The organism is Thermus thalpophilus (assembly GCF_022760915.1).
In the GTDB taxonomy this organism is placed as follows: domain Bacteria; phylum Deinococcota; class Deinococci; order Deinococcales; family Thermaceae; genus Thermus; species Thermus thalpophilus.
This window is the reverse complement of sequence record NZ_JAKTNS010000022.1, coordinates 1-21405: the sequence shown is the minus strand read 5'-3', so window position 1 is coordinate 21405 and position 21405 is coordinate 1. Positions and strand designations below refer to the sequence as shown.

The following is a 21405-nucleotide window of genomic DNA, read 5'->3' as shown; positions in this document are numbered from 1 at the left end:
CGCATGGTGCGGCTTCGCGAGGGGTTTGACAGGGAGTTCGCGGCGCTCATGGAGAAGCTTCCCCCCTGGGTACGCAAGGAGGTGGAGCCCCACGGGGCGAGGCTGGAGGAGATCGCCATGGACCTCGGGGCCCCCCTGGCCTACACCGTGGACGGGGCCCCCCGCTTCTCGGAGCGGGAGATCACCAAGGAGGACCTGAGCTTCGTCCTTCACCGGGTGGGGGGGTTCAAGGAGAATAACCGGGCCGGGATCGAGGGCACCCTCCACCGGGTCTCCCGCATTCAGTCGGCCCTGGGGGAGATGACGGGGATCACCATCCGGGTGGGGAAGTTCGTGGAGGGGGTGGCGGAGCCCCTCAGGCCCTACCTCCTGGAAAGCGGGGGAAGCCTCCTCGTGGTGGGGCCGCCCCGCACGGGGAAGACCACCCTCCTCAGGGACATCGTGCGCATCCTGGCGGAGCGGTGGGGGCCCCGTGTGGTGGTGGTGGACACCTCCAACGAGATCGGGGGGGACGGGCTCACCGCCCACCCGGGGATCCGGCCCGCCCGGAGGATGCAGGTGCCGGACCCTCCCTCCAGGAACCAGGGGCGGATCATCTACCAGGCCATCGCCAACCACTCCCCGGAGGTAGTGGTGGTGGACGAGATCGGCTACAACGAGGACGTGCAGGAGTGCCTCACCGCCTCCCGGAGGGGGGTGCGGGTGGTGGCCACGGCCCACGGGGAGAGGCTTCTGGACGTGCTGGAAAACCCCGCCCTGCACCCCGTTCTCGGGGAGCCGGACCTGAAGGAGGGGAGGCGGAGGACCCGGCCCTCCTTCGGCACCGCCCTCCAGGTGGTGGCGAAGGGGCGCTACCTCGTCTATCCCGACCTGGCCCAGGCTCTGGACGACCTCCTCCAGGGGAGGGAGCCGGAGGGGGTGGAGCTTAGCGTGTAATGTGTTGCCATAAAAGTTAGAGAGTGGTAGCATGTGGCTATGCGGCGAGTCGCCCTAGCCACCCTTTTGTTGGCGGGTTCGGTGAAAGCCCAGATGGCGGACGTGCCCCCAGGGCATTGGGCCGAGGGGGCGGTGCGGGCCCTCCTGGAGAAGGGCGTCCTCACGGGCTTCCCGGACGGCACCTTCCGGGGGAACCAGGCGGTGAACCGCTACCAGGCGGCGGTCCTGCTCTACCGGGCCTACCTCACCTGGACGGAGGAGGTCCTGGCCCGGGTGCGGAAGGCCCTGGAGGAGGCGGGGGCGGCCCCGGAGCGGATCGCCGAGCTCTACGGGCAGGTGGCCGACCTCCTGGAGGTGGTGCCGGAGGTGAGGCGGGCCCTGGAGGACCAGGGGGTGCGCCTGGAGGCCATGGAGAAGGACCTGGAGGAGGTGCGCCAGGCCCTCCTCACCGCCCTGGAGGCCCAGGCCGCCCTCAAGGACCTGGAGGCCCTGGAGGGGGCGGTGAGCCGCCTGGAGAAGGAGCTTGGGGCGCAGAAGGCGGCCCTCGCCCAGATGGAGGCCCGGGTGAAGGCCCTCGAGGCCGCCCTCGCCGAGCTCACCCAAAAGGTCCAGGAGAACGAGGCGGCCCGGGTGAAGGACGCCCAGGCCACGGGCAAGCGGGTCTACGCCCTGGAGGAGAGGACCAAGGCCTTGGAGGAGCGGGTGGACTCCCGGGCGAGGGCCCAGGTCTACGCCGGAGTGGGGGAGAGGGGTCCCTTCGGGGGCCTCGCCCTGGGGTGGGAGGAGGCCCAGGTGCACCTGGGCACCGACCGGGTGGAGGCCTCCTTCCAGGCGGGAAGCGTGCGGGTGAGCTACCGGAGCCTGGAGGGCCGGAGCGAGGCCACCGCCCAGGCCGGGCTCTTCCAGGGCATCCGCCTGGTGGGGGAGCTCGGGGCGGGGGACGGCGGCTACTACTTCGGGGCGGGCTACGTGGAGCACGAGCCCGAAGGCGGCCTCCTCCCCGGGGTGCACGCCCGCATCGGCCTCGGCGCGGGCCTCGTGGGGGGCGAGCCCGGGCGGTACTTCGTGGAGGCGCAAGGAGGCGCCTTCCTGGGCCCCGTGGACCTGACCCTGGGCTACGGACGCTACTTTGGCCTCGGGAGCGGGGACACCCCCTTCTCCGCCCTCTTCGCCACCCTGGTCTACCCCGGGGAGGGCTTCTTTGGGAAGGCGCGCCTGGCCTACGCCGTGCCCCAGGAGGACATCGGGCGGGACCGGGGCCTTCTGGTGGAGGGAGAGGTGGGCTTCCCCCTCGCGCCCTTCCGGGTGAGCCTCCAGGCGGGGTACCGGGACGGGCTTTGGGGGAGGGGCGTGGCCTCCCACGTGGACCGCTTCCGCTTCACCACGGCCACGGGCTTCTACGGGGGCGTGCGGTTGAGCTATGAGGTTCGCTTCTAGCGCTTTCCTGGCCCTTGCCCTCCTCCTTTCCTCCTGCACGGAGCTCCAGCGGGAGTTCCAGGGCCCGGCCCGCCTCGAGGTGGCGGGGGTCAAGGAGGGGGCGTGCGCCACGGTGAAGGTGGGGGGCCAGAGCGCCACCCGGTGCGAGGACTACACCTTCCGCTTCACGGGGGTGTTCGGGAAGGTCCCCGTGGAGGTGCGGGTGGAGTGGCAGGGGGTGGAGGTCCAGGGCTACCAAGGGGAGGTGGAGCTCAGGCCCGGGGGCATGGCCCGGGTGGAGGTGGCCCGGAGGACCCTCGCCTTGCGGGCGGAGGCCCCCTGGGCGAGCGGCGCCGCCACCTACGAGGCCTGGGTGGACGGGGAGTGGGCCTTCGGGGTGGCGGCCTACCCCGACCCGGCCCCCTCGGGCCTCGAGGGCATGGTCCTGGTCCACCGGGGCGGGGCCTCCTTCCAGGTGCCCACGGCCCCCAGGGCGGTGATCCGGGTGCGGGACGGGGCGGGGGAGGCCCGGGTGGAGGTGGCCTCGCCCCAGGACGGCGGGGTGGTGCGGGTGCCCGAGCCCCGGTACGCCCCCATCCACCTGACCCCGGAGGAGGTGGCCTCGAGGGTGGGGTGCGTGGCGGCCTTCCTCGGGGACGTGGAGCGGGCCCGGTCCTGCACCCCGCCCTTCGCCCTGGCCGTGAGCCCCCCGGACGGGGAGTACCGGGAGGTCCTCCTCGTGGCCTACGCGGACGGCCTCCCCTTCCAGGAGGGGCGGGTGGTGGCCCGCTCCGGGGAGAGCCGGACCGTGCCCCTGGCCCGGAAGCGGGTGCGGGTGGAGCTCACCGCCCCCGGGTTCACGGCGGACGTGCAGGCGGTGGGCGAGGTCTGGCTCCGGGGGGAGGACCAGGAGGGGGTGGCCCTCTACGGCGACCCCCCGCCTCCCGGGTACGAGGGCTACCGCCTGGCCGACCGGGCCGTGGTGGTGAACGGGGTGGCGGAGCTTTCCGCCCCCACGGGGCGGATGGTCCTCTTCCGGCTGGTGGGGAACCGCACCACGGCGGGGGTGGTGGACCTCCTGGACGGCGACCGGAGGGTGGTCCTGCCGTGAGGGAGTGGGTCTCCCTCCTCGGGATGGCGGCCCTCGCCCTCCTCGGGGCCTGGTTCCTCCAAGCCTTGGTGGGCCAGGGGGTCCTGCCCTTCCTCCTCGCCCTCTCCCCCCTCCTCCGGGCCCTCTTCCGGGGAAGGGTGGGGGTCTACTACGGGGGGGCGGTCTTGGGCCTGGCCGGGGCCATGGCGTGGAGGCTGGGCGGCTCCTACGCCGCTATGGCCTACCTGGCCCTGGCGCTGGCGGCGGACGGCTTCCTCCGAGGGGAGGAGGAAGGCTATGGCTTCCTGGTGGCCTTCTTCCCGGCCCTCTTGGGCTTCTACCTGCTTCTGGGGGTGTAGATGGAAGCGCTCTGGAAGGAAATCGCGGACAAGCTTTCCTCCTTCGAGGAGGAGGTGGCGAAGGAGGTCTTGGAGAAGGCGAAGGGGGTCTTCCCCACCCGGAGGGCGAAGGAGGCCTTCCGGGCCCTCGCGGGGAGGTCTGCCACCCCCCTGGAGGAGCCCCTCCTTCGGGTGGCTACCGCCCTCGTGGAGGAGGGGCTGGCGGGGAGCTACGAGGAGGCCTTTGGCGTCCTCGGGGTGGAGGCGGAGCCGACCCAGAAAGACCCCGCTCCTTCGCAGGCTCCTCCTCCGGCAGAGGCGGCGCAGGCCCCTTCCCCGGTGGAGGCTTCTCCTCCGGTAGAGGCTTCTCCCCCGGCGCCTTCTCCTCCGGTGGAAGCTCCTTCTCCGAGGCAAGCTTCTCCACAAGGCGTTCCCCTGACGGGGAAGCAACCAGCGGGGGCGCCTCCCCCTCCCAGCCGGGCGGAGAAGACCTCCCGGTCCCAGGACCAAAACGAGGCGGCGCGGGACTCGAGGTGGCGGCGGGCCTACCAGGAGGTCTTCGGCCAGGACCCCTCGGAGGACCCCCTCCTCTACCGGGAGCGCCTGGCCCATGCCCTGCTCTTCTACCGACCGGAGCAGGGGCGGCGCCGGGCCTTCGAGGAGGTTCGGGAGGTGGAGCGGCGGCTCCAGGAGTCCCGGGGCCGGGCCCGGGAGCTTCTGGGCTCGGAGCCGCAGGTGGACGTGGGGGCGGCCTACATCCAGCTGGGGAAGCTCTCCGCCCAGCTGGAGGACCTGGCGAGGCGGGTGGAGCGCCTGGAGGAGGCGGTGCAGAAGGAGGCCTCCCGGTTCGGTGGGGTGAACGCCGCTCTTCGGCTCCACCACCAGGAGATCCGGGCCCTGAAGGCCCTGGTGGAGGGCCTAAGAACGGGGGACGGCGTGGACTGGAAGCGGGTGGAGGCGGCGGTGAGGACCGCCAAGGCCGAGGCCCTGAGGGAGGCGGAGGAGCGGATCCAGGGGGCCACGGCCCTGTGGCGGGGCGAGGTGGAGCCGAGGCTCAAGGCCCTGGAGGAGTGGGCCAAGCGCATCACCGAGGCCTTCCGCCGCACCCTCGAGGCTAAGGAGCGGCGGAGGGGCCTCTTCGGGCTCTTCGGAGGTGATCGGTGAACGGGGGAGACGTGGCGTTCAAGGCGGGGGACGTGGTGTTCACCGTTCCCCGGAGCATGTTCCGTGCGGACGTGAACGGCGTGGTCCAGGTGGGGGAACACCAGGTGCCCGCCAAGGTGATCTACGCCGCCTGGGCCGTGGGCGTGGACGAAGGGGTGAAGGCGGGGGTGGTCCTGGGGGCGGGCTTGAGCCTGGCCCTGGTCCTCTTGGCCCTGCTCCTCTTCCGGGCGGTGAACGCCTGGCGGGAACGCAGGCGGTGGACGCCCCTGGACCGGGTCCTGAGGTGAGCCGTGCTCAGGGTCTACGCCCAGGCCGCCATCGCCGCCGCCGCGATGCCCGTGGTGGGCTTCATCACGGGAAAAGTGGTGGGGGAGGCTATGGCGAAGTTCCCGCTCCTGGCGGTGGTGGGCGTGGTGGTCTACGCCGTGGCCCTGGCCGCGAGCTACGCCCACCTCCGGCACTACTACGCCCGCTTTGACGGCGAGGGGGTGCGGGCCTCCCCCTTCATCGCCTTCGCCGTGGAGGTGGCCACCTTCTACCTCTCCTTCGCCTCCGTGGTCCTGGGGAGCGCCTGGGCCCTCTGGGGGAGCCTCATCGGGGCCGGGGTGGTGTTCTGGGGGAACCTGACCTCCATGAGCCTGGGCTTGGCGGAGCGGAAGCGGAGCGTGGACGCCCGGGCGCCCGCCGCTTTCCCGGTGGGGGAGCCCCAGGAGGTGAACGGGGCCGTGAACGCCGTGGAGCCCCGGAGGGAGGAGAGGGAGGAAGCCCTTCCCGTTCCTCTGGAGAAAGAAGAGCTTTCCCTGCTGGGGGCCCTCGAGGTCCCCAAGGGGCCGAGCGCCCTGGCCCGGGAGCTCGGGTGGCCCAAGTCCACGGTGGCCAAGAGGCTCCAGCGCCTGGTGAGCCGGGGCCTGGTAGAAGCGAGGGATGGCGTCTACCGCAGGACGGAGAGGGCTTCGGTCTGAGCTTTTGGGGGCCCTGGCGGGGCTACTGGATGGCCCCTGGGGGGCTCCCTTCACCGGGGCCCTATTCGCCAGGCGGGTGGGGTGGAGGGAGGCCTTCTTCTCCGGCCTCGGGTGGCTCACGGCGGGGATGAAGGGGGCCTCGCCCCTCCTCGCCCTCTGGGTGGGGCAGGGGGTCCTCGCCCTGTGGGCCCGGGGCGGGGGGTGGCGCTTCGCGGCCCTCCTCGCCTTCCTCTTCGGGGGCCTCCTCTTCCGGGGCCTGTGGCTCGCCCCCCTAGGGGTGGTCCTGGCCGGGGTCCTCCCCGGAAGGTGGCGGTACGCCGCCCTGGCCCTGGCCGGGGTGGGCGTGTACGGGTGGACGGGACTTCTCCTCTCCTTGGGAGCCTGGGCGGCGGAAACGGTGGGTCTGGAGAGGGGTGAGCGGTTCCGGGGCATGGACGTGCCCGCCCTGGTGTACGGGGGGGTCCTCCTCCTCCGGAACATGCTCCTGGAGGTGGTGAACGGGTGAACGGCGTGCTCCTCGCCCTCACCGGACTCGCCCTGGTGGCGGGATACGCCGTCTACCTGGCGTTCACCGTCCTTCGCTACCGGGGTGTCCCTGTTCCCCTCGAGGCGGGCCCCTTCGCCGAGGAGGCTTTGCGGAAGGGCCTCACGGGCTTCCGGGTGCGGGTGGGCCAGAGAAACGGCGTGCGCTACCCGGAGCGGAGCGTCTACCTGACCCGGGCCGTGTACGAGGGGAAGAGCCTATACCACCTGGCCGTGGCCGTTCACGAGGTGGGGCACGCCCTGCAATGGCGTGAACGCCCCGAGATGGTGCGAGCCGCGCAGGGGGCCCTGACCCTGGCCCTGGGGCTTCTCGTCCTCGGGTTCCTGGTGGGCCCGAGCCCCCTCGGGGCGGCCTTCCTCACCGGGGGGTATGGCCTCTTCCTCGCGAGCCTTCCCCTAGAGGTGGACGCCAACCGGCGGGGCCTCGAGGTCCTGCCCCCGGAGTGGAGGGAGGAGGCGAGGCGGGTGATGGCCGCCCTCACGGGCTCCTACGTGGCGGTGCCCTTGGGCGGGCTCCTGGTGGCCGTGGGGTTCCTCGTGGGGTGGTCTTAGCTACACGCCGTTCCCCTCTCCCTTCCCCGTGTAGCTAAGACGCGCCACCAAAATCCAAACCCCGGAGCTCAGCGCCCCGGGGTGCCACGGAAAAGAAGGCTTCGGCCTTCCAAGGTCAGTATATCACGCCTCGGCCTTCCTCGGCGGGAGGACGGTGGCGTCCACGGTGCCGTCCTCGTTCTCCTGAAGGGCTAGGGCGGCGCCTTCCTTGGCCGCTTCCCGGAAGGCGGAGAGCCAGGCGTGGGTCCTGGGGGCCTCCCGGAGGTCCACGTCCAGGTAGGGGCCGAGGACGGGATCCTCGCCGATGACCATGCGGACCTGCTCCTCCTCCCCCTGGTCCCGGGCCACCGCCAGGAAGAAGCCCGCCAGGTTCTCCAGGTAGGCCCGGCCCTGTCCCTTGGGCCTCGCGTACTCGCGGAAGGCTTCGGCGAGCATGGCCCAAGTATAGCACAAAGTACCTTATTGTCTGAAAGCGGTCTTAGTGGTAGCATTAAATTGCCATGGAAGAGAAGGTGTTGATCTTCAAGGACACGCGGCACCAGGAGGCTTTCCGTAAGGCGCTGGAGCGGGCGAGCCTGGGCCGGGCGGTGATCCGCCCCGACCACGGGTGGCCCAAGCCGGCCCTCAGGGTGCGGGGGGTGAACCTCTCGCACGTCCTGGCCGCGGCCATCTGGGCGGGCTTCGAGCCCGAGGTGGTGCTGGAGTAGGCCTTCCGCCCTTCTTTGCCCTGGAAGGACGCCCTTATCCTTCCGGGGTTTCTTGTCGTGGCGCGTTATGACCAGGTACAATGTCTATGGTCATGAAGGTCTCCAAGTCCTACTTCAAGGCCCACGCCCTGGAACTCCTCCGCCGGGTGGAAGCCACCGGGGAGCCCCTCCTCCTCACCCACCGGGGCCGTCCCGTCCTGGAGGTGCGCCCCTACCGGGAGGAGGACCCCAGGGAGAAACTTTTGGGCACCCTCCTCCGCTACGAGGACCCCACGGAGCCCACCGGAGAGGCCTGGGAGGTCCTGGCGTGAGGGGGCCCCTGGTCCTGGACACCCACGCCTGGGTCTGGTACCTGGCGAGCCCGGAAGTCCTCCCCAAGGGGCTGGTGCGGACCCTGGACGAGGCCCGGGCGAGGGAAGCCCTCCACATCTCGGCCATCACCCCCTGGGAGGTGGCGGTCCTCGCCCAAAAGGGGCGGATCGCCTTTTCCCTAGAGCCCCGGCGTTGGCTGGAGGAGGCCTTGCGGGTGCGGGGGATCGGGGTGGTTCCCCTGGACGCGGGGGTCGCCCTGGAGGCGGCCTACCTGGACCTGCCCCACCCGGATCCGGCGGACCGGTTCATCCTGGCCACGACCCTGAAGCTCGGGGCGGTGCTGGTGACCAAGGACGAGCGCCTGAGGCGCTACGCTAGGTCCAGGAGCCTCTGGGGGTAGCGATGCTTCGGGAACAAAACAAGCGACTGGCGAAGCAAGCGGTGAGGGAAGTCTTCCGTAGCCGCCTCTTCTGGCTCATGGTGGCCGGAGGGGTGGTCCTGGACCTGGCCCGGGAGGGGACCTGGCTCCTGTACCTGGCGGCGGGGGTCTTCCTCTTCCTCATGGTGCTCGGGTTCCTCTTCTCCAGGCCCTCCCTCTTCTCCAACCCCTTCGACCCGTTCTGGTCCCTCGAGGAGGAGGCCCGAGGGCTCAGGCGGGAGGTGCGCCGCTTGAGGCGGGGAAGGTAAAACCTTTCGGCCCCCGGCGGAGGGCCAGGGGCCTACTCGGTGGAGGTAAAAAACGACCGACAGCCAGCAAGCGGCTTCGGCCCTTTCAGTTTAGCCGAGGAGGGCCCTTCAGCGCAAGAGGTAGCCACACAAGCTTGCTTTCCTCCGCCTTAAGAGGTACCATGAGGGCGGAGGTAAAAAATGCGCACCGACAGCGTCCGGCTCATGGCGGAAGGCGTTCGGCTTTTGACGAGGGAGCAGGTCATGAGGGCGTTCGCGGGGGAGGACTACGAGGCGCTGGGGCGGCACTACTACGCCCTGGCCCTCAAGGAGGGCTTCTCCCGGTTCCACCTCCTCGGGGACGAGGCGTTGGACCTCGCCCAGGAGGTGGCCCTCAAGGTTCACAGCTCCCTCAAGGCCTGGCGGACGGGCGAGCGCAAGCTCCCCTCTCCCTCCAAGAACCTCACCTTCTGGGTGATGGTGGAAGCCGACCGCGCTGTGCGGGAGTGGTTCTACCGGAACCGGGGGGTGGGGTACACGAACTCCCGGCTCGTGGCCAAGGTCAAGCGGGCCACGGAAGGGCTTCAGGCGGAGCTCGGGCGTGAACCCACGCCGGAGGAAGTCGCCGAGAGGCTCGGGATCCCCTTGGAGGTGGTGGAGGAGGCCTTGGCCGTAGCGGAGGCGGAGGCCATCCTCAGCCTGGACGACACCACCGAAGAGGGCACCCGGCTGGAGGAGTTCGTGGGCCACGACCCCTGGGAGCGCGAGGAGGAGAGGGACCTCGCCTTCGAAGCCCTGGAAGAGGCCATCGAGCGCTATGGCCTCCGGCGGAAGCTGGGCGAGAAGGAGGCGGAGCTCTTGGAGCGCTTCCTAGAGGGCGGCTTGGAGGAAGAGGAGCTTGAGGAGCTTGAAGCGGCCCTGAAGGAGGCCATGACGAGGACCCAAGCAGTCTAGGCGGTTTCGGCACCTTGCACCTCGCCTTGGAGGGACCCCCTTATCCCTCCAAGGTTTCGTTATTGCCAGAAGAGGCGAAAACAGGTAGCATGAGGTTGGAGGTAAAAGATGACCAAGGTCAGCGTTCGTAGCCTCTTCTGGGCGAGCGGCAAGGCGGCTTCGGTGGAGGAGGCCCTCGAGGCCCTTCGGCGGCTCTGGAAGGAGGACGGGAGCGTGAGGGACCTGATGACCAAGGCGGCGAAGGAGGGCTACGTCCTGGTGGACACCCGGGACGTGCCTGCCCCCTTCGTGGCCGCGGTCAGGGTGGGCCTGGCCCGCCTCCGGGAGCGCCTGAAGGAGGAGACGCCCTCCACCTTGCTCGTGAAGGGCACGGGCAAGGCCAAGGAGGAGCGCAAGCCCATGGTCTGGGAGTCCCCCGAGGGAGTGAGGTACGCCGTGGAGGTGTACGACCTTACCCCGAGGGAGGAGAAGCATTGGGGCCTTCGGGACAAGCGGGTGGAGGACGCGGCCAAGTGGTTGGAGCGGTTCCTCTCCGGGGTGGAGTACGAGGAGGGCAGGAGCCCCCTCGAGGAGGCCCTGGAGCACGAGGACAACCCCCACTTCCGCCGCGAGGACCTCATCCCCGAGGACCTGGAGGCCCGGCTCAGGCTCCTGGGCTGGGACGGCTCCTTGAGGACCCTCCAGGCCCTGGTGGCGAGCCTCACCGCCAGGGAGAAGGCTTTCGTAGAGGCGGTGCGGTCCATCTCCGCCCTGGTGGACCGCGAGAAGGGCCAGGTGGTGGCCCTGAAGATCCCTATCGGGTGGGAGGTGCGGCAGGGCATCTCCAGGGAGGCGATGAAGGCCGTTATGGCCGTCGGCCTCCTGCAGGAGCTCGTGAAGAACCCCTCCTGGAAGGTCCCCGAGGTGCGCCGCCACTTGGAAGCGGTGGCCGAGGTGGACACCCACCTGAAGGGGCTCTTGGCGGAGCTTGAGGCCATCGGCACCCTCCGCAAGGCCAAGTACCACCTGGACGAACTGGGGCGGGGCAGGGCGATCGCCGTCTACCGCGACCCTGCCACCGGGGAGCCCGTCTACCGGACCCCGGTCATCGGGTAGACACCCTTCTTTGCCCTGGAAGGACCACCTTATCCTTCCGGGGTTTTCTGTTTGGCGGACATCCTCTTTTGGCAACGCAGGTTGCCCGACCCCCCCTCCTTCCCCGATTTTCCCTCCCGCTTGTTGCGACCGAGCATTTGCTCAGGCACGACATTGTGTTTACTGAGCATTTTGCTCACCCGCAACATGGTTTCTACCGAGCATTTGCTCAGACGCAACATAGTGTCTACCGAGCAGATGCTCAGACGCAACATAGTGTCTACCGGGCACCTTCTCAGACGCCCACCTTTCCCGCGCCCCTCCCCGGTGTCCTCCTGGGTAAGACGGGGACACCACCGTCCCCCCGGAAAGGACACAGCCTCGAGGCTCCCCCCCCGGCAGGCGGCTCCCCTGGTGGGCGGCCTGCGCCTTCTACCCAGCCACCTCGCCCTCCTCGGGGGGCTAAAGCGGCTCCTGGAGAGGCTTTGACACACCTGTGCCACCAGTTGTGCCACCGGTTGTGCCAGGGCGGTACGGGCCCGGGACACCCCACAGAACACCGGAACGGCTCGCCGGAACACCCCTGGAACACCTTGGGCGGCCTCGAGGTCAGGTGGAGCACCTAGACCGACGGAGCGCCCGGGGTGGAACGGCCCAGATGAGCGGGGGGGCCTGGCGGCCCCAAGGAGATAAGCATGATCGTCAAGCGCGGGAACTTCCTGGCAGGTCTTCAGGCTCCCGGGACCCTGGTGGCCGCCCCCACGAACGGGGTCCTCACCTCCCGGGGCCTGGTCATGGGGGCCGGGGCGGCCAAGGCCCTGGCGGAGGCCGAGCCCCGTCTCCCCCACCTTTTCGCCGAGGCCGTCCAGCGAGAGGGGATCCTTCGGAACGGGGTCTACCTCTACGGCTTCGTGGCCGTGGAGGCGGGAGGGAGGTCCTACGGGGCCTTCCAGACCAAAGGCCACTTCCGGGACCGAGCGGACCTCGGCCTCGTCCGCCTGGGGGCCTCGAGGCTCCGGCGGTTCCTGGAGGCCAGGCCTGGCCTCGAGGTCCATATGGCCTTCCCGGGCATCGGCCTGGGGGGGCTGGACCCCAGGGAGGTCCTCGAGGCCCTGGAGGAGGCCCTGGCAGGGGTGGGGAACCGGGTGGTCCTCTACCGCCTGTGAGCGGGGGGGCCTTCCGGCCCCTCGGGGAAGGCCGCTATGGAAGCGCTAAAGCGGTTCGCCCGGGTGAGCGGGAGCTTCGCCGTGGTCTTTGAGGAGGGGAAGCCCGTGAAGGTGGCTGGAAGGCCCCGGCCCCAGGACCACGCCTTCCTTATGGAGCTCGCGGAAGAGGTGGTGCGGGCCTTCGCTCCGGGGAAGAGCGGCCTCGTCCTGGTGAGCCCGGAGCGGGTGCGGGTGGCGTATAGGGAAGAGGGCCTGGGGGCCTGACGGCCCCACGGCCAAGGGCAGGAGGTGCAAGATGATCGCGCTCCTGCCCAACACGGACGGCGTTCCCAAGACCAGGCTCTCGGACCGAGCCCTGGAGGGCCTCATCCGGCGGCACGGGGCCTACGTCCACCCCCGGCTGGTGGAGGAGGGGTGGGTGGACCTGGAGGACCTCGAGGCCCTGGGCCACGTGGAGGTCCTGGAGGTCCAGCCCCTTCCGGGGGAGAAGGTCTTCGTGCCGAGCCGGGCCGGGTGGGTGGTCCTGGAGGTGGCTTAGGGCCAGGGGGGGCCGGGTGGCCCCCCTTCGCACCCGGGTGGAGGTGGGAGATGCGGCGAATCCGAGTCAGAAAGCACCTAGAGGAGATGGCCCAGGCGGCCCGGGCCCTCGCCCGCAAGATAGCTTCGCTGACCTACGCCGAAGACCTCCACGCCTTCTTCTCCGAGCACCCCCTGGAGGCGGAGCGGGTGGCCCGGGAGGTGAAGGAGGCGGTGGAAGGGCTCAGAGGGCTGGCCTCCCGGCTCTACGCCCTCGAGGCCAGGCTCAAGGCCCCCTACGAGGACAACTCGGCGGTGGCGCTCAGGCGGGAGCTTTTCGGGGAGGTCTGACATGGGCCACACGCACTACTGGCGGATCAGGACGGAGGCGAAGGAAGCGGTGGAGAAGAGGCTTGGGGCCGTCCTCGAGGACTTCGCCCGGCTCTTTCCCCACCTTCCTCCCCTAGCGGGGCCGGACGGGACGGGGGGGCCAGTCCTCTACCCTCCCGAGGTGGCCTTCAACGGCCCCGCCCCGGAGGACTACGAGTCCTTCGTCTTCCCCTGGTGGGAGGAGAAGAAGGAGTGGTCCTTCGGGTTCTGCAAGACGGGGTTTGCCTGGGAGAACAAGCGCCCCTACGACCTCGCCGTCCGAGTCTTCCTCCTCCTCGCCAAGCTCCACCTGGGGGACCTCGTTCAGGTGGCCTCGGACGCGCCCCTCGCCGACTGGGCGGAGGCCGCCCTCCTGGTGGAGGGGGTCCTAGCCCTCCCCGTAGACCTCTACGGGCTCCTTGGGGCGCGGCTCCTGGAGGTGGAGGACGCCCGAGGCCGCCGCTTCCTCCTGGAGCGGTGGAAAGAGGACGACAGGGAGCTAGACGACTGGCTCCAAGCCCGGGAGCGCCTGGACCGAGAGGGCCTCTTTCCCTGGCCCTTCCGGGGGCCGTACCGGGTCCTCGGGGAGGTGCACCTCCCCCAGGAGGAGCTTCCCCGGCGCTGGGCCAGGGAGGGGTTCTACAGGCGAGGGTGAAGGGGAGGGCCCCCCAGGGCAGGGGGGCCTTCCGGCCCCTCGGGGGGGACCGAAGGAGGCGCGATGAAAGCTAAAGAGGTGGTCCAGAGGCTTAGGGCGGACGGCGTGGCCCGGGTGGAAGGCGTGGTGGAGCCCGAGTGGGGCCATGAAGCGGTCTGGTTCTTCGGAAGCCAAGGAAGGCCCCTCCAGGACTTCTACGAGGAGGAGGTGGCGGCCCTCCTCCTCGAGGCCACCGCGCGGTGGGCGGACGGGCCAGGGGCCTTCACCTTGGACCTGGAGGCAGGCCGGGTAGTGGTGGAGGTCTTGGAAGAGCAGGACTACGGCTACGAGGTCCTCCGCAAGGAGAGGGTTTCCCTGGAGGACTTCCTGGAGTAGGGGGCCTGGAGGAGGGGAGGGGGTTGTCTTAGCTACACGCTCCCTCCCCTTTCCCCTTCGTGTAGCTAAGACCGGGAGCCCGGGGGCCGCAAGGTAGCTTCGCTGACAACGGCCCCACGGGAGAGGACGGAAAGGAGGTGCAAACAGTTGGGAAATAGCGCATATTACTTCACCCCAACGCTCGTACGCCCCCGCTTCCCGCCACCTCACCCCAGCGAGCCCCCGCGACATACGAAAAGCCCCGAAGCGCTATACTCCCCCACAGGAGGCCCCAGGTGAAGGCCAAGCCTAAGGCCACGCGCAAGCGTACCTCGCAGAAGAGGGCGAAAGCCTTCACCGGAGTCCACGCCCTCCTCCTCTTCCCTTCCGGAGAAGACCACAAGGCCACCCTGGACCTCATGCGCCGCTTCTCCGCTGGGGTGCGCTACGCCTACAACCGCTTGCTTGAGGGTCAGACCAGGGAAGCCCTCAAGCGGGAAAATGGCCCCCTCCGCATCTTCTTCGGCCTCAACACCCGCTACGCCGACGACGCGGTGATGAAGGCCCAGGCCCTCCTGGACTCCGCCCGGGAGAGAGGAGAAGACCCTAGGAAGGTCGTCTTCGGGGGAAGGAAGCTCTTTGAGACCCTGAGGCGCAGGCACCTCTCGGGTAAGCCCCTGAAGGAGCTCAAGCGGGAGTGGAAGGAGAAGCGCCAGGGCCTCCTCTACTCCCGGGGAGACAAGACCAAGGGGGGCAACCTCAACCTGAGGCTCCTCGTCAAGGACGGAGCCCTGTGGCTCCGGATCAACCTCGGAGACGGAGGCTACGCCCACGCCCTGATCCAAACGAAGCACCCCAACCTGAGCACCCTCTTCCAGAGGGTATACGCTTCCCTTCCCTACAACGTGGAGCTCTCCCTTAAGGACGGCAAGGTCTACGCCACCTTCACCTGGGAGGAGGAGCCCGCGCCCCTCGTGGCCACGAAGGAGAACGGCGTCCTTGCCCTGGACGTGAACTCGGACCCCTACCACCTCGCCTTAGCCCTCGTTTCCCCTGACGGGAACCTGAAGCGCCACCTCACCCTCTCCCTGGAGGAGGTGGACCGCGCTCCGAACAGGGGGACGAAGGAGCTTCTCCTGTGGAAGATCGCCCACCAGGTGGTCTCCCTAGCGGAGGAGCACGGCGTAGCCGTCGCCACGGAGCGCCTGAAGCACCTCCCCAAGGGAAGGAGAGGGGACGGCTCTGGAAGAGCTTTCCGCAGGAAGCAACACCGCTTCGCCTACGCCTCCCTCCTCCGGAAGGTCCATTCGTTGGCGAGGAAGAAAGGTGTCCAAGTCGTGGAGGTGAACCCCCAGGACACCTCCGCCATCGGGATGCTCAAGTACGCTCCCCAGCTTTCCCTGTCCAAGGACGTGGCCGCCGCGTACGTGATCGGAAGGAGAGCCTTGGGGTTCAAGGAGAAGCTTCCCAAAGGCTACGGGAAGCTTCTCCGGGACGAACGCTTCAGGGACCACGTCCAGGGCTTCTACGCCTCCAGGGTGCAGGAACTCCGCGCGAAGAGAAGCGCGGAGCCCAACCCCTACCTCAGGCGCAGGCTTTCCCGGGAGATCGGGGAGGCGAAGCGCCACCTCTCCTTGCTTTCAAGCCTTCAGGGTTCACCGGGGAGCCAAGAGGGGTCCACCGAGGGAAGGAACCTTCTTGGCGGCAATCCCTGGAGGGTCCTGAGGGTAGGCCTCTTCCTTCCCCTCCTCGGGCGCGAGGTGCCCCGCGACCTCTCCCCGCTGAAGGTCATCCTTCACCGGGGAGCGTGGGAGGGGTGGAAGGGAGGCTTAGGTCCTCCTCCTGGTGGAGGGCCGGAGTGCGCTAATGTGCGCTCTGCTTGACCAGGCCAAGGGGATCCTTGAGGACTGGCTCAGGGGGCTCCTCACCGACCGGGAGGCCCTCGAGGCCATCTTCCAGGCCGCCCGGGAGAACAACTTCCCCCCGGAGTCGGAAGAGGAGAGCTAGGGGGCCCAAGGGCCCCACGGGAGGAGGCGGGAGGTGAAGAGATGAACGACCTCAAGCTCACCCCCGAGCAGGCGGTGGCCCTCCTCAACCTCCTCCAGGCGGAGGAGGACTGGGAGGGGGACCTCCCGAAGGCCCTCCGGGAGGTGAAGGAGGCCCTGAAGGCGTGGCTCAAGGAAGAGGGGCTTAGGAAGAGCCCCGCGGGGAGCTACTACCTGGTCAGGCGCTAAAGGGCAGGGGGGGCTAAAGCCCCCCCCGTAGGCCCGGCGAAAGGAGGAAGGATGAAGGCGATTCTGAAGGCGTACCTGGCGAGGAAGCCCGAGCTGGTCTACACCAACCAAGGGACGGCGATTTGGAAGACCTCCGTGGCGGTGCGGGGGCGGCGGAAGGAGGACGAGGCGGTCTTCCTCGAGGTCCTGGCCTTGGGCGGCCTCGCCGAGGCCCTGGCGGAGATGGACCCGCCCAAGGGGACTTACGCCCACCTGGAGGGCAGGCTCCAAACGGAGACCTACGAGGGAAAGGACGGGAAGAAGACCCGGCTCACCCTGGTCCTGGACGACTTCGCCCTCCTGGTGCGGCCCAAGAAGGCGGAGGAGAAGGCGGAAGGGGCGGAAGAGGCGCAGAGCGAGGAGCCGTTTTAGAGGGCAGGGGGGGCTTTGGCCCCCCCTAAAGCCCCGTGGAGGTGGTGAGATGAACTATTCGGCCTACGCGTGCGCTCTTCTGGGCAAGAAGGCCCTGGAGCGGGAGCGGGTCCTGGAGCTTCTGGAGGAGGTCCCCGACCTCCCGGAGCGGGCCGAGGTCTACCTGGCGGACGGCCACCTCTTCCTGGAGCTCGCCGAGCCCCGGGAGGAGGAGGTGTGGGCTCTGGCGGCCATCCTCGAGGCCTTCGTCCTGGAGGCGGGGCCGGACTCCGGGGGCCCAGGGTGGGCGGGGACGAAGGAGGGGAGCGTGGAGCTCCTTCCCCAGAACCTCCCCCTTCTCGCCCGCATGTACGAGGCCTGGCGGCGGGAGAACGAGCCCGTGGGGGAGGAGGACCTGGAAGCTTTCCTGGTCCTTCTGAGGGAGGCGAAGGAGAAGGCGGCCTAGGGCAGGGGGGGCGGGAGGCCGCCCCCTCGGGCTTTTGGCGAGATGGTGAGGGTGAAGAGCGTACGCACGGTGGCGTGCCCCCTGTGCGGGGGAGAGGGCTTCGTCTACACCGAGTGGTTCGCTGGCCAGCCCGTGCCAGGGAGCGAGACGGAGTGCCCCGAGTGCGAGGGGATTGGCCGGGTGCCGGAGGTGTTGGAGGAGCTTTCCGGCCCCGAGCCCGCCTCCCGGAGCGAGTACGGGACGGCGCTTTTGGCGGAGTGGGTGCGGGCCTACCGGGAGGCGAGGCGGCGAGGCCTCTCCCCTGAAAAGGCCCGGCGAGCGGCGGAAGACGAGGTGTGGGGGTTTGAGGAGCTTCCCTTCTGAAGTCCTTTTAAGGCCCGGGGGCGGGTTCCCTCCCCCCGGGCCTTGCTTGGGGTAGCCTGCCCTCAGCTCTCGCAGGCTTGGCAGGAGAGGAGGAGGTCCCGGCTGTAGGCCTGGGCCACGCTCTGGCTGAACTGGTAATAGAGGGCCTTGAGGCCCGAGCGCCAAGCGTGGAGGACCAGGGCGTTCACGTCCTTGGGCGGGGCCTCCGGGTGGATCACAAGGTTCAGGGACTGCCCCTGGTCAATGTGCTTCTGCCTCGAGGCCGCCAGGTTCACCAGGGTCATCTGCGAGACTTCGGCGAAGGTCTTGAACACCGCCTTTTCCTCATCGGTGAGGAAGTCCAGGTGCTGCACGGAACCGTTGTGCTCCAGGATGCTCCGCCAGACTTTTTCCTCGTCCTTGCCCTTTTCCCTCAGCACCTCCTCCAGGAAGGGGTTCTTGAAGGGGACGCGAGCTTTCTGTAGGTCCTTCAGGTAGTAGTTGCTGGTGTAGGGCTCTATGGAGGGAGAGACCTGGCCCAGGATGAAGGCGCTGGACTTGGTGGGAGCGATGGCGAGGAGGGTGGCGTTGCGCCTTTCCTTAAGCTCCCCCACCCCGGCGAGCTCGTCCTCGGGGTGCCGCTTCCTCAGCCACCTCGAGGCCTCCTCGGCCCGCTCCCGTATGGTCTTGAAGATCTCGGCGTTCCTACGGAAGGCCTCGGGGCTTTCCAGGGGGATTCTTTGGGACTGGAGGTAGCTGTGCCAGCCCAGGACCCCGAGGCCGATGGCCCGGTAGCGCTTGGCGAAGCGCACCGCCCGCTCCATGTAGGGGATGCCCTCCGCCTTCTCAATGAAGTCGTCCAGCACGGAGTCCAGGAAAATGACCAGGGTCTCCACCGCGTCCGTGTCCTTCCACTCCTCGTAGTGGAGGAGGTTCAGGGAGGAGAGGCAACAGACGAAGCTCTCTTCCTCCGAGGAGGGGAGCATGATCTCCGTGCAGAGGTTGCTGGCCCAGATGGTCTTGCCGAGGGTTTTGAAGACCTCGGGGGCCTTTTGGTTGGCGTTGTCCCGGAAGAAGAGGTAGGGGATGCCCACCTCGGCCCGGCTCTTCAGGACCTTGGCCCAGCGGGCCCGCTTCTCCCCGTCCCCGGCGATCATCTCCTCAAGCCAGCGGTCCCCCACGCTCACCCCCCAGAAGAGGGACTGAACCGGGGAGTGCTCCCGCTGGATGGAAAGCCACTCCTCGAGGTCGGGGTGCTCCACGTCCAGGTAGGCGGCGCACTGGCCCCTGCGGGTGGAGCCCTGGTTGAAGACCTCGATCACCCGGTCAAAGAGGGAGGCGAAGGCAAACGAGCCGTTGCTCTCCCCGTTGTCCCGGATGGGGGCCCCCCGTGGGCGGAGCCTTCCCAGGTAGAGGGAGGTCCCTCCCCCCTGCTTGCTCATCATCCCCACCTCAGCCACCGCCCTCAGGATGGAAGCGGTGTCGTCCTCCACGTAGGTGCCGTAGCAGGAGATGGGAAGGCCCCGCCTGAGGCCGTAGTTGGCCCAGATGGGGGTGGCGAGGGAGTACCAGCCCCGGGCCACGTACTCCTGGAACTTGCGGCCAAACCCCTCCACCTTGGTGAGGGCCTCGGCCCGCTGGGCGATCTCCCTCACCCGCTCCTCCACGCTCACCCCGGGCAGCAGGTAGCCCCGGCGCATGTAGAGGCGGGTGTGCTCGTTGGCCCAGTACCAGGGCTCGTAGGTCCGCTTGGTCTTGGTCATGCCTCCTCCTTCAGAAAAGCTCCTCCGGATCAAAGCTTTGTACCCTGCGCGCGTAGGCCACGCTCCGCTTGTTGAAGAAGTCCACCTCCTTGTCGGCGAGGAGCTCCAGGGTGAACCACTCCGTGTCCCGAAGCCTTGCCCGGTCCACAGGGAAGGCTTCGGGGAGTCCATGGAGGGCGAGGACTTCGTTGAAGCGTCCCTTGAGGAACTCCAGGGTTTCTCCGTGCCCCACCAAAGAGGGTTCCCCCATGGCGAAGAGCCAGTCCAGGAGGTTTTCCTCGGCCCGGAAGAGCTTCTGGGCGAGGCGTAGAGACTCTTCCTGAAATTCCTCCCCCAGGGCCTCGGGGTGCTCCGTCCTGAGGAGACGGAGGAGCTCCACCCCAAAGAGGCCGTGGACGTTCTCCTCCTTGCTGGTGGCCTCAATGGCGTTGGAGATCCCTTTGTAGCGGTTGCCGCGGCGGTTTAGGGCCATGAGGACGTAGAACTGGGAGAAGAGGGAGACGTGTTCCGTGAAGGCGGAGAAGAGGAAGAGGGCGAGGGCGTATTCCCGCAGGTCCTTCCCCTGGGCGCGCCGAAGGGCCTCTCCCAGGGCTTGGGCCCGATCCCGGAGGGCGCTCGCCCCCTCCAGGGCCTGTCCAAAGGCCTCCTCCAGGCCCAAAAGCTCCAGGAGGTGGGCGTAAGCGTTGGCGTGCCGTACCTCGCTCTCGGCGAAGGTGAGGCCCACCTCGGCGATCTCGGGCTTGGGAAAGCGGTCGTAGACCCGGGCCCAGAAGAGCTTGACGGCGAGCTCCACCTGAGCGATGGCGAGGAGGGCGCGCTCCACCAGGGAGCGCTCCTTCTCGTCGGCCAGGGCGTGGTCCTGAAGGTCGGACTGGAAGCTGAACTCCGTGTGCACCCAGTAGCTGTGCCGGATGGCGTCCCGGAAGCGGAGGAGCTCGGGGTACTCGTAGGGGCGGTAGGCGAGCCTAGGCGCCGTGAGGGGCACGGGCCTCACCTCCTTCCAGGGGAGGCACCGGGCTTGGCCTCCCCCTTTCGTCCACCGCCACCAGGACAAACCCGCCCCGGGCGGCCAGGTAGGCCTCCTCGCCTTCCTTCACCGGCTCCACCCACATCTCCACCTCCACCCGCATGGAGGTGCGCCCCACCTCCCGCACCCGGGCCACCAGCTCCACGATGGCCCCCAGGGGGACGGGGCGCTTGAAGTCCACCGCGTCCGCGTGTACCGTTACCACCTTCTTGCGCGCGTGGCGCGTGGCGGCCACAAAGGCCGCCTGGTCCATCCAGGCCAGAACCGTTCCGCCAAACAGGGTTCCGTAGTGGTTGGTCTCCCCGGGGAAGACGGGGTAGACCATCCGCGTCTCCCGCATAGCGCCTCCTTGGGCGGGAAAAGCTTCCTAGAGCCGAAGGGCCTCTTTCGGGCGCTGGGCCCGTGACGGGTTTTGGGGGTTAGGCTAAGGTCCCACGGGTCTCACCACCTTCACCCTTGCCTCGAGGGCTACGGGGCAGGGCCGCGAAGCGGGTACTCGGGCTTCCGGCCGGGGCGGAGGGCGCGACGCTTGGGCCGGTTACCGTTGCGGGACAGCGCCGGACTTTCACCGGACTTCCCCCACCGCCTTTGGGCGTCCAGGCCTGTCGGCCTGGCATCGCGGCCAGGACACCCTAAGTCTTGGGCGTCCTGCCCAAGACCCTACCACAGGTTGGGTAAGGGGTCAACGGGAAGGGGGGCGCCTCGAGAGGCCCTTCCGCCATCGCGTTTTTGGGCCAATCCCCTGGGCCGACCCGGGTGGGGGGCGGTCCCTCGCCGACCCCCTCGAGGACCGGCAACACCCCCCTATCCCCCGTGCGGCTAGACAGTGCGAGGTTGTGCGCCAGGGGAAGGGCGGGCCTCCCCGAAGAGGTGGAGGAAGAGGGCCTCGAGGCTCGGCGTCCCCCGGGAGACCTCCAACACTTCCACGGGGAGGGTTCCCAAGACCTCCCGCAGCGCCTCCCACGGCCCCAGGAAGAAGAGGACCTCGGGGCCTTCCGCACTCCAGCCGGGGCCCAGGGCCTTGAGGAGGGCCTCCGCCTTGGGCTCGGCGAGGCGCACCCGGTACCCCTCCCCGGCCCAGTCCCGGAGGAGGGCCCGGGTGGGGCCCTGCCGCCGCACCTCCCCCCGGTGGAGGAAGGCCACCCGGTCGCTCACCCGCTCCACCACCTCGAGGTCGTGGGAGGTGAGGAGGATGCCCCAGCCCTCCTTCTTAAGCTCCAGGAGGATCCCCTCAAACTCCCTCCGGCTCACGGGGTCCAGGCCCAGGGTGGGCTCGTCCAGGAGGAGGAAGCGGGGCTTGAGGGCGAGGGCCAAGGCCAAGGCCGCCTTCTGCTGCATGCCCCGGGAGAGGGAGGCGAGGGGGGCGTGGAGGCGGTCCTTTAGGCCGAAGCGCTCCAGCCAGGCCTCAA

32 protein-coding genes and 1 riboswitch are annotated in these 21405 nt (G+C 69.0%); of the genes, 27 read left to right on the top strand and 5 right to left on the bottom strand.

Annotation, left to right across the window (positions count from 1 at the left end; all coding sequences use genetic code 11):
• Positions 1–3 precede the first annotated feature (3 nt).
• Genes L0D17_RS08540 through L0D17_RS13590 form a run of 9 tightly spaced genes read left to right on the top strand, consistent with a single transcriptional unit; the run spans position 4 to position 7001 of the window.
• Positions 4–936, top strand: coding sequence for an ATPase, T2SS/T4P/T4SS family (locus L0D17_RS08540; RefSeq protein WP_243094795.1), 933 nt, complete (start codon positions 4–6; stop codon positions 934–936).
• Between the two features lie 39 nt (positions 937–975).
• On the top strand, positions 976–2373 hold the full coding sequence (locus tag L0D17_RS08535; protein ID WP_243094794.1) for an S-layer homology domain-containing protein: 1398 nt from the start codon (positions 976–978) through the stop codon (positions 2371–2373).
• Entirely contained in the window at positions 2357–3463 is a 1107-nt protein-coding gene (locus L0D17_RS08530; RefSeq protein WP_243094793.1) for a hypothetical protein, read from the top strand. Before L0D17_RS08535 ends, L0D17_RS08530 begins: the two co-directional genes overlap by 17 nt.
• Entirely contained in the window at positions 3460–3801 is a 342-nt protein-coding gene (locus tag L0D17_RS08525) for a hypothetical protein (RefSeq protein WP_014511025.1), read from the top strand. The genes L0D17_RS08530 and L0D17_RS08525 overlap by 4 nt, the downstream gene beginning before the upstream one ends.
• Positions 3802–4944, top strand: a complete 1143-nt coding sequence (locus tag L0D17_RS08520; protein WP_243094792.1) for a hypothetical protein — start codon at positions 3802–3804, stop codon at positions 4942–4944.
• Between the two features lie 11 nt (positions 4945–4955).
• Positions 4956–5231, top strand: coding sequence for a hypothetical protein (locus L0D17_RS08515; protein ID WP_231293500.1), 276 nt, complete (start codon positions 4956–4958; stop codon positions 5229–5231).
• Between the two features lie 3 nt (positions 5232–5234).
• The gene (locus tag L0D17_RS08510; RefSeq protein ID WP_243094791.1) at positions 5235–5906 is read left to right on the top strand and encodes a helix-turn-helix transcriptional regulator; all 672 of its coding nucleotides are present in this window, start codon (positions 5235–5237) and stop codon (positions 5904–5906) included.
• Positions 5869–6411, top strand: a complete 543-nt coding sequence (locus tag L0D17_RS08505; protein WP_243094790.1) for a hypothetical protein — start codon at positions 5869–5871, stop codon at positions 6409–6411. Before L0D17_RS08510 ends, L0D17_RS08505 begins: the two co-directional genes overlap by 38 nt.
• A complete protein-coding gene (locus L0D17_RS13590) occupies positions 6408–7001 on the top strand; it encodes a zinc metallopeptidase (RefSeq protein ID WP_341474685.1) in 594 nt (197 codons plus the stop codon). The genes L0D17_RS08505 and L0D17_RS13590 overlap by 4 nt, the downstream gene beginning before the upstream one ends.
• A gap of 123 nt (positions 7002–7124) precedes the next feature.
• On the opposite strand, the gene L0D17_RS08495 is transcribed toward L0D17_RS13590, so the two are convergent.
• Positions 7125–7436 carry a hypothetical protein gene (locus tag L0D17_RS08495; RefSeq protein ID WP_093006994.1) on the bottom strand — a complete coding sequence of 104 codons (312 nt, stop codon included), beginning with the start codon at positions 7434–7436 and terminating at the stop codon, positions 7125–7127.
• Positions 7437–7501: 65 nt separating this feature from the next.
• Here L0D17_RS08495 and L0D17_RS08490 point away from each other — a divergent pair, with 65 nt between their 5' ends.
• The 18 genes from L0D17_RS08490 (at position 7502) to L0D17_RS08405 (ending at position 17227) form a co-directional block, all read left to right on the top strand.
• Complete coding sequence (locus L0D17_RS08490) at positions 7502–7708, top strand: hypothetical protein (RefSeq protein WP_093006992.1); 207 nt, start codon at positions 7502–7504, stop codon at positions 7706–7708.
• Between the two features lie 80 nt (positions 7709–7788).
• On the top strand, positions 7789–8019 hold the full coding sequence (locus L0D17_RS08485; RefSeq protein WP_093006990.1) for a type II toxin-antitoxin system Phd/YefM family antitoxin: 231 nt from the start codon (positions 7789–7791) through the stop codon (positions 8017–8019).
• On the top strand, positions 8016–8420 hold the full coding sequence (locus L0D17_RS08480) for a type II toxin-antitoxin system VapC family toxin (protein WP_241374203.1): 405 nt from the start codon (positions 8016–8018) through the stop codon (positions 8418–8420). The genes L0D17_RS08485 and L0D17_RS08480 overlap by 4 nt, the downstream gene beginning before the upstream one ends.
• Before the next feature lie 2 nt (positions 8421–8422).
• Positions 8423–8707, top strand: a complete 285-nt coding sequence (locus tag L0D17_RS08475) for a hypothetical protein (RefSeq protein WP_124105520.1) — start codon at positions 8423–8425, stop codon at positions 8705–8707.
• Between the two features lie 180 nt (positions 8708–8887).
• On the top strand, positions 8888–9640 hold the full coding sequence (locus tag L0D17_RS08470) for a sigma-70 family RNA polymerase sigma factor (RefSeq protein WP_243094789.1): 753 nt from the start codon (positions 8888–8890) through the stop codon (positions 9638–9640).
• Positions 9641–9748: 108 nt separating this feature from the next.
• A complete protein-coding gene (locus L0D17_RS08465; RefSeq protein ID WP_243094788.1) occupies positions 9749–10735 on the top strand; it encodes a hypothetical protein in 987 nt (328 codons plus the stop codon).
• A gap of 674 nt (positions 10736–11409) precedes the next feature.
• Positions 11410–11880, top strand: coding sequence for a macro domain-containing protein (locus L0D17_RS08460; RefSeq protein WP_015717489.1), 471 nt, complete (start codon positions 11410–11412; stop codon positions 11878–11880).
• Positions 11881–11916: 36 nt separating this feature from the next.
• Positions 11917–12144 (top strand): hypothetical protein, encoded by a 228-nt coding sequence (locus L0D17_RS08455; RefSeq protein WP_093006980.1) that lies wholly within the window; start codon positions 11917–11919, stop codon positions 12142–12144.
• 31 nt (positions 12145–12175) lie between these two features.
• On the top strand, positions 12176–12418 hold the full coding sequence (locus L0D17_RS08450) for a hypothetical protein (RefSeq protein WP_039457507.1): 243 nt from the start codon (positions 12176–12178) through the stop codon (positions 12416–12418).
• 50 nt (positions 12419–12468) lie between these two features.
• Positions 12469–12747 (top strand): hypothetical protein, encoded by a 279-nt coding sequence (locus tag L0D17_RS08445; RefSeq protein WP_243094787.1) that lies wholly within the window; start codon positions 12469–12471, stop codon positions 12745–12747.
• A gap of 1 nt (position 12748) precedes the next feature.
• A complete protein-coding gene (locus L0D17_RS08440; protein WP_243031520.1) occupies positions 12749–13420 on the top strand; it encodes a hypothetical protein in 672 nt (223 codons plus the stop codon).
• 63 nt (positions 13421–13483) lie between these two features.
• Positions 13484–13795, top strand: a complete 312-nt coding sequence (locus tag L0D17_RS08435) for a hypothetical protein (RefSeq protein WP_243094786.1) — start codon at positions 13484–13486, stop codon at positions 13793–13795.
• A gap of 275 nt (positions 13796–14070) precedes the next feature.
• Positions 14071–15657: an IS200/IS605 family accessory protein TnpB-related protein gene (locus L0D17_RS08430; RefSeq protein WP_243094785.1), complete on the top strand. Its 1587-nt coding sequence runs from the start codon at positions 14071–14073 to the stop codon at positions 15655–15657.
• Positions 15641–15781: a hypothetical protein gene (locus tag L0D17_RS08425; RefSeq protein ID WP_243094784.1), complete on the top strand. Its 141-nt coding sequence runs from the start codon at positions 15641–15643 to the stop codon at positions 15779–15781. The genes L0D17_RS08430 and L0D17_RS08425 overlap by 17 nt, the downstream gene beginning before the upstream one ends.
• A 41-nt stretch (positions 15782–15822) precedes the next feature.
• Positions 15823–16008 (top strand): hypothetical protein, encoded by a 186-nt coding sequence (locus tag L0D17_RS08420; protein ID WP_243094783.1) that lies wholly within the window; start codon positions 15823–15825, stop codon positions 16006–16008.
• A 51-nt stretch (positions 16009–16059) separates the two neighbouring features.
• Complete coding sequence (locus L0D17_RS08415) at positions 16060–16419, top strand: single-stranded DNA-binding protein (RefSeq protein WP_126205306.1); 360 nt, start codon at positions 16060–16062, stop codon at positions 16417–16419.
• Between the two features lie 49 nt (positions 16420–16468).
• A complete protein-coding gene (locus L0D17_RS08410; RefSeq protein ID WP_243094782.1) occupies positions 16469–16864 on the top strand; it encodes a hypothetical protein in 396 nt (131 codons plus the stop codon).
• A gap of 51 nt (positions 16865–16915) precedes the next feature.
• Entirely contained in the window at positions 16916–17227 is a 312-nt protein-coding gene (locus L0D17_RS08405) for a hypothetical protein (RefSeq protein WP_243094781.1), read from the top strand.
• A 62-nt stretch (positions 17228–17289) separates the two neighbouring features.
• Here L0D17_RS08405 and L0D17_RS08400 read toward each other — a convergent pair whose 3' ends face one another.
• The 4 genes from L0D17_RS08400 to L0D17_RS08385 form a co-directional block, all read right to left on the bottom strand.
• Positions 17290–18969, bottom strand: coding sequence for a ribonucleoside-diphosphate reductase subunit alpha (locus L0D17_RS08400; protein ID WP_243094780.1), 1680 nt, complete (start codon positions 18967–18969; stop codon positions 17290–17292).
• Positions 18970–18979: 10 nt separating this feature from the next.
• Positions 18980–19954: a ribonucleotide-diphosphate reductase subunit beta gene (locus L0D17_RS08395; protein WP_038043754.1), complete on the bottom strand. Its 975-nt coding sequence runs from the start codon at positions 19952–19954 to the stop codon at positions 18980–18982.
• Complete coding sequence (locus tag L0D17_RS08390) at positions 19935–20336, bottom strand: acyl-CoA thioesterase (protein WP_014511003.1); 402 nt, start codon at positions 20334–20336, stop codon at positions 19935–19937. The genes L0D17_RS08395 and L0D17_RS08390 overlap by 20 nt, the downstream gene beginning before the upstream one ends.
• 130 nt (positions 20337–20466) lie before the next feature.
• Positions 20467–20638, bottom strand: a riboswitch (cobalamin riboswitch).
• Between the two features lie 177 nt (positions 20639–20815).
• Positions 20816–21405 (bottom strand): AAA family ATPase (locus L0D17_RS08385; protein ID WP_243094779.1); only part of this gene is annotated, 590 nt, incomplete at its 5' end.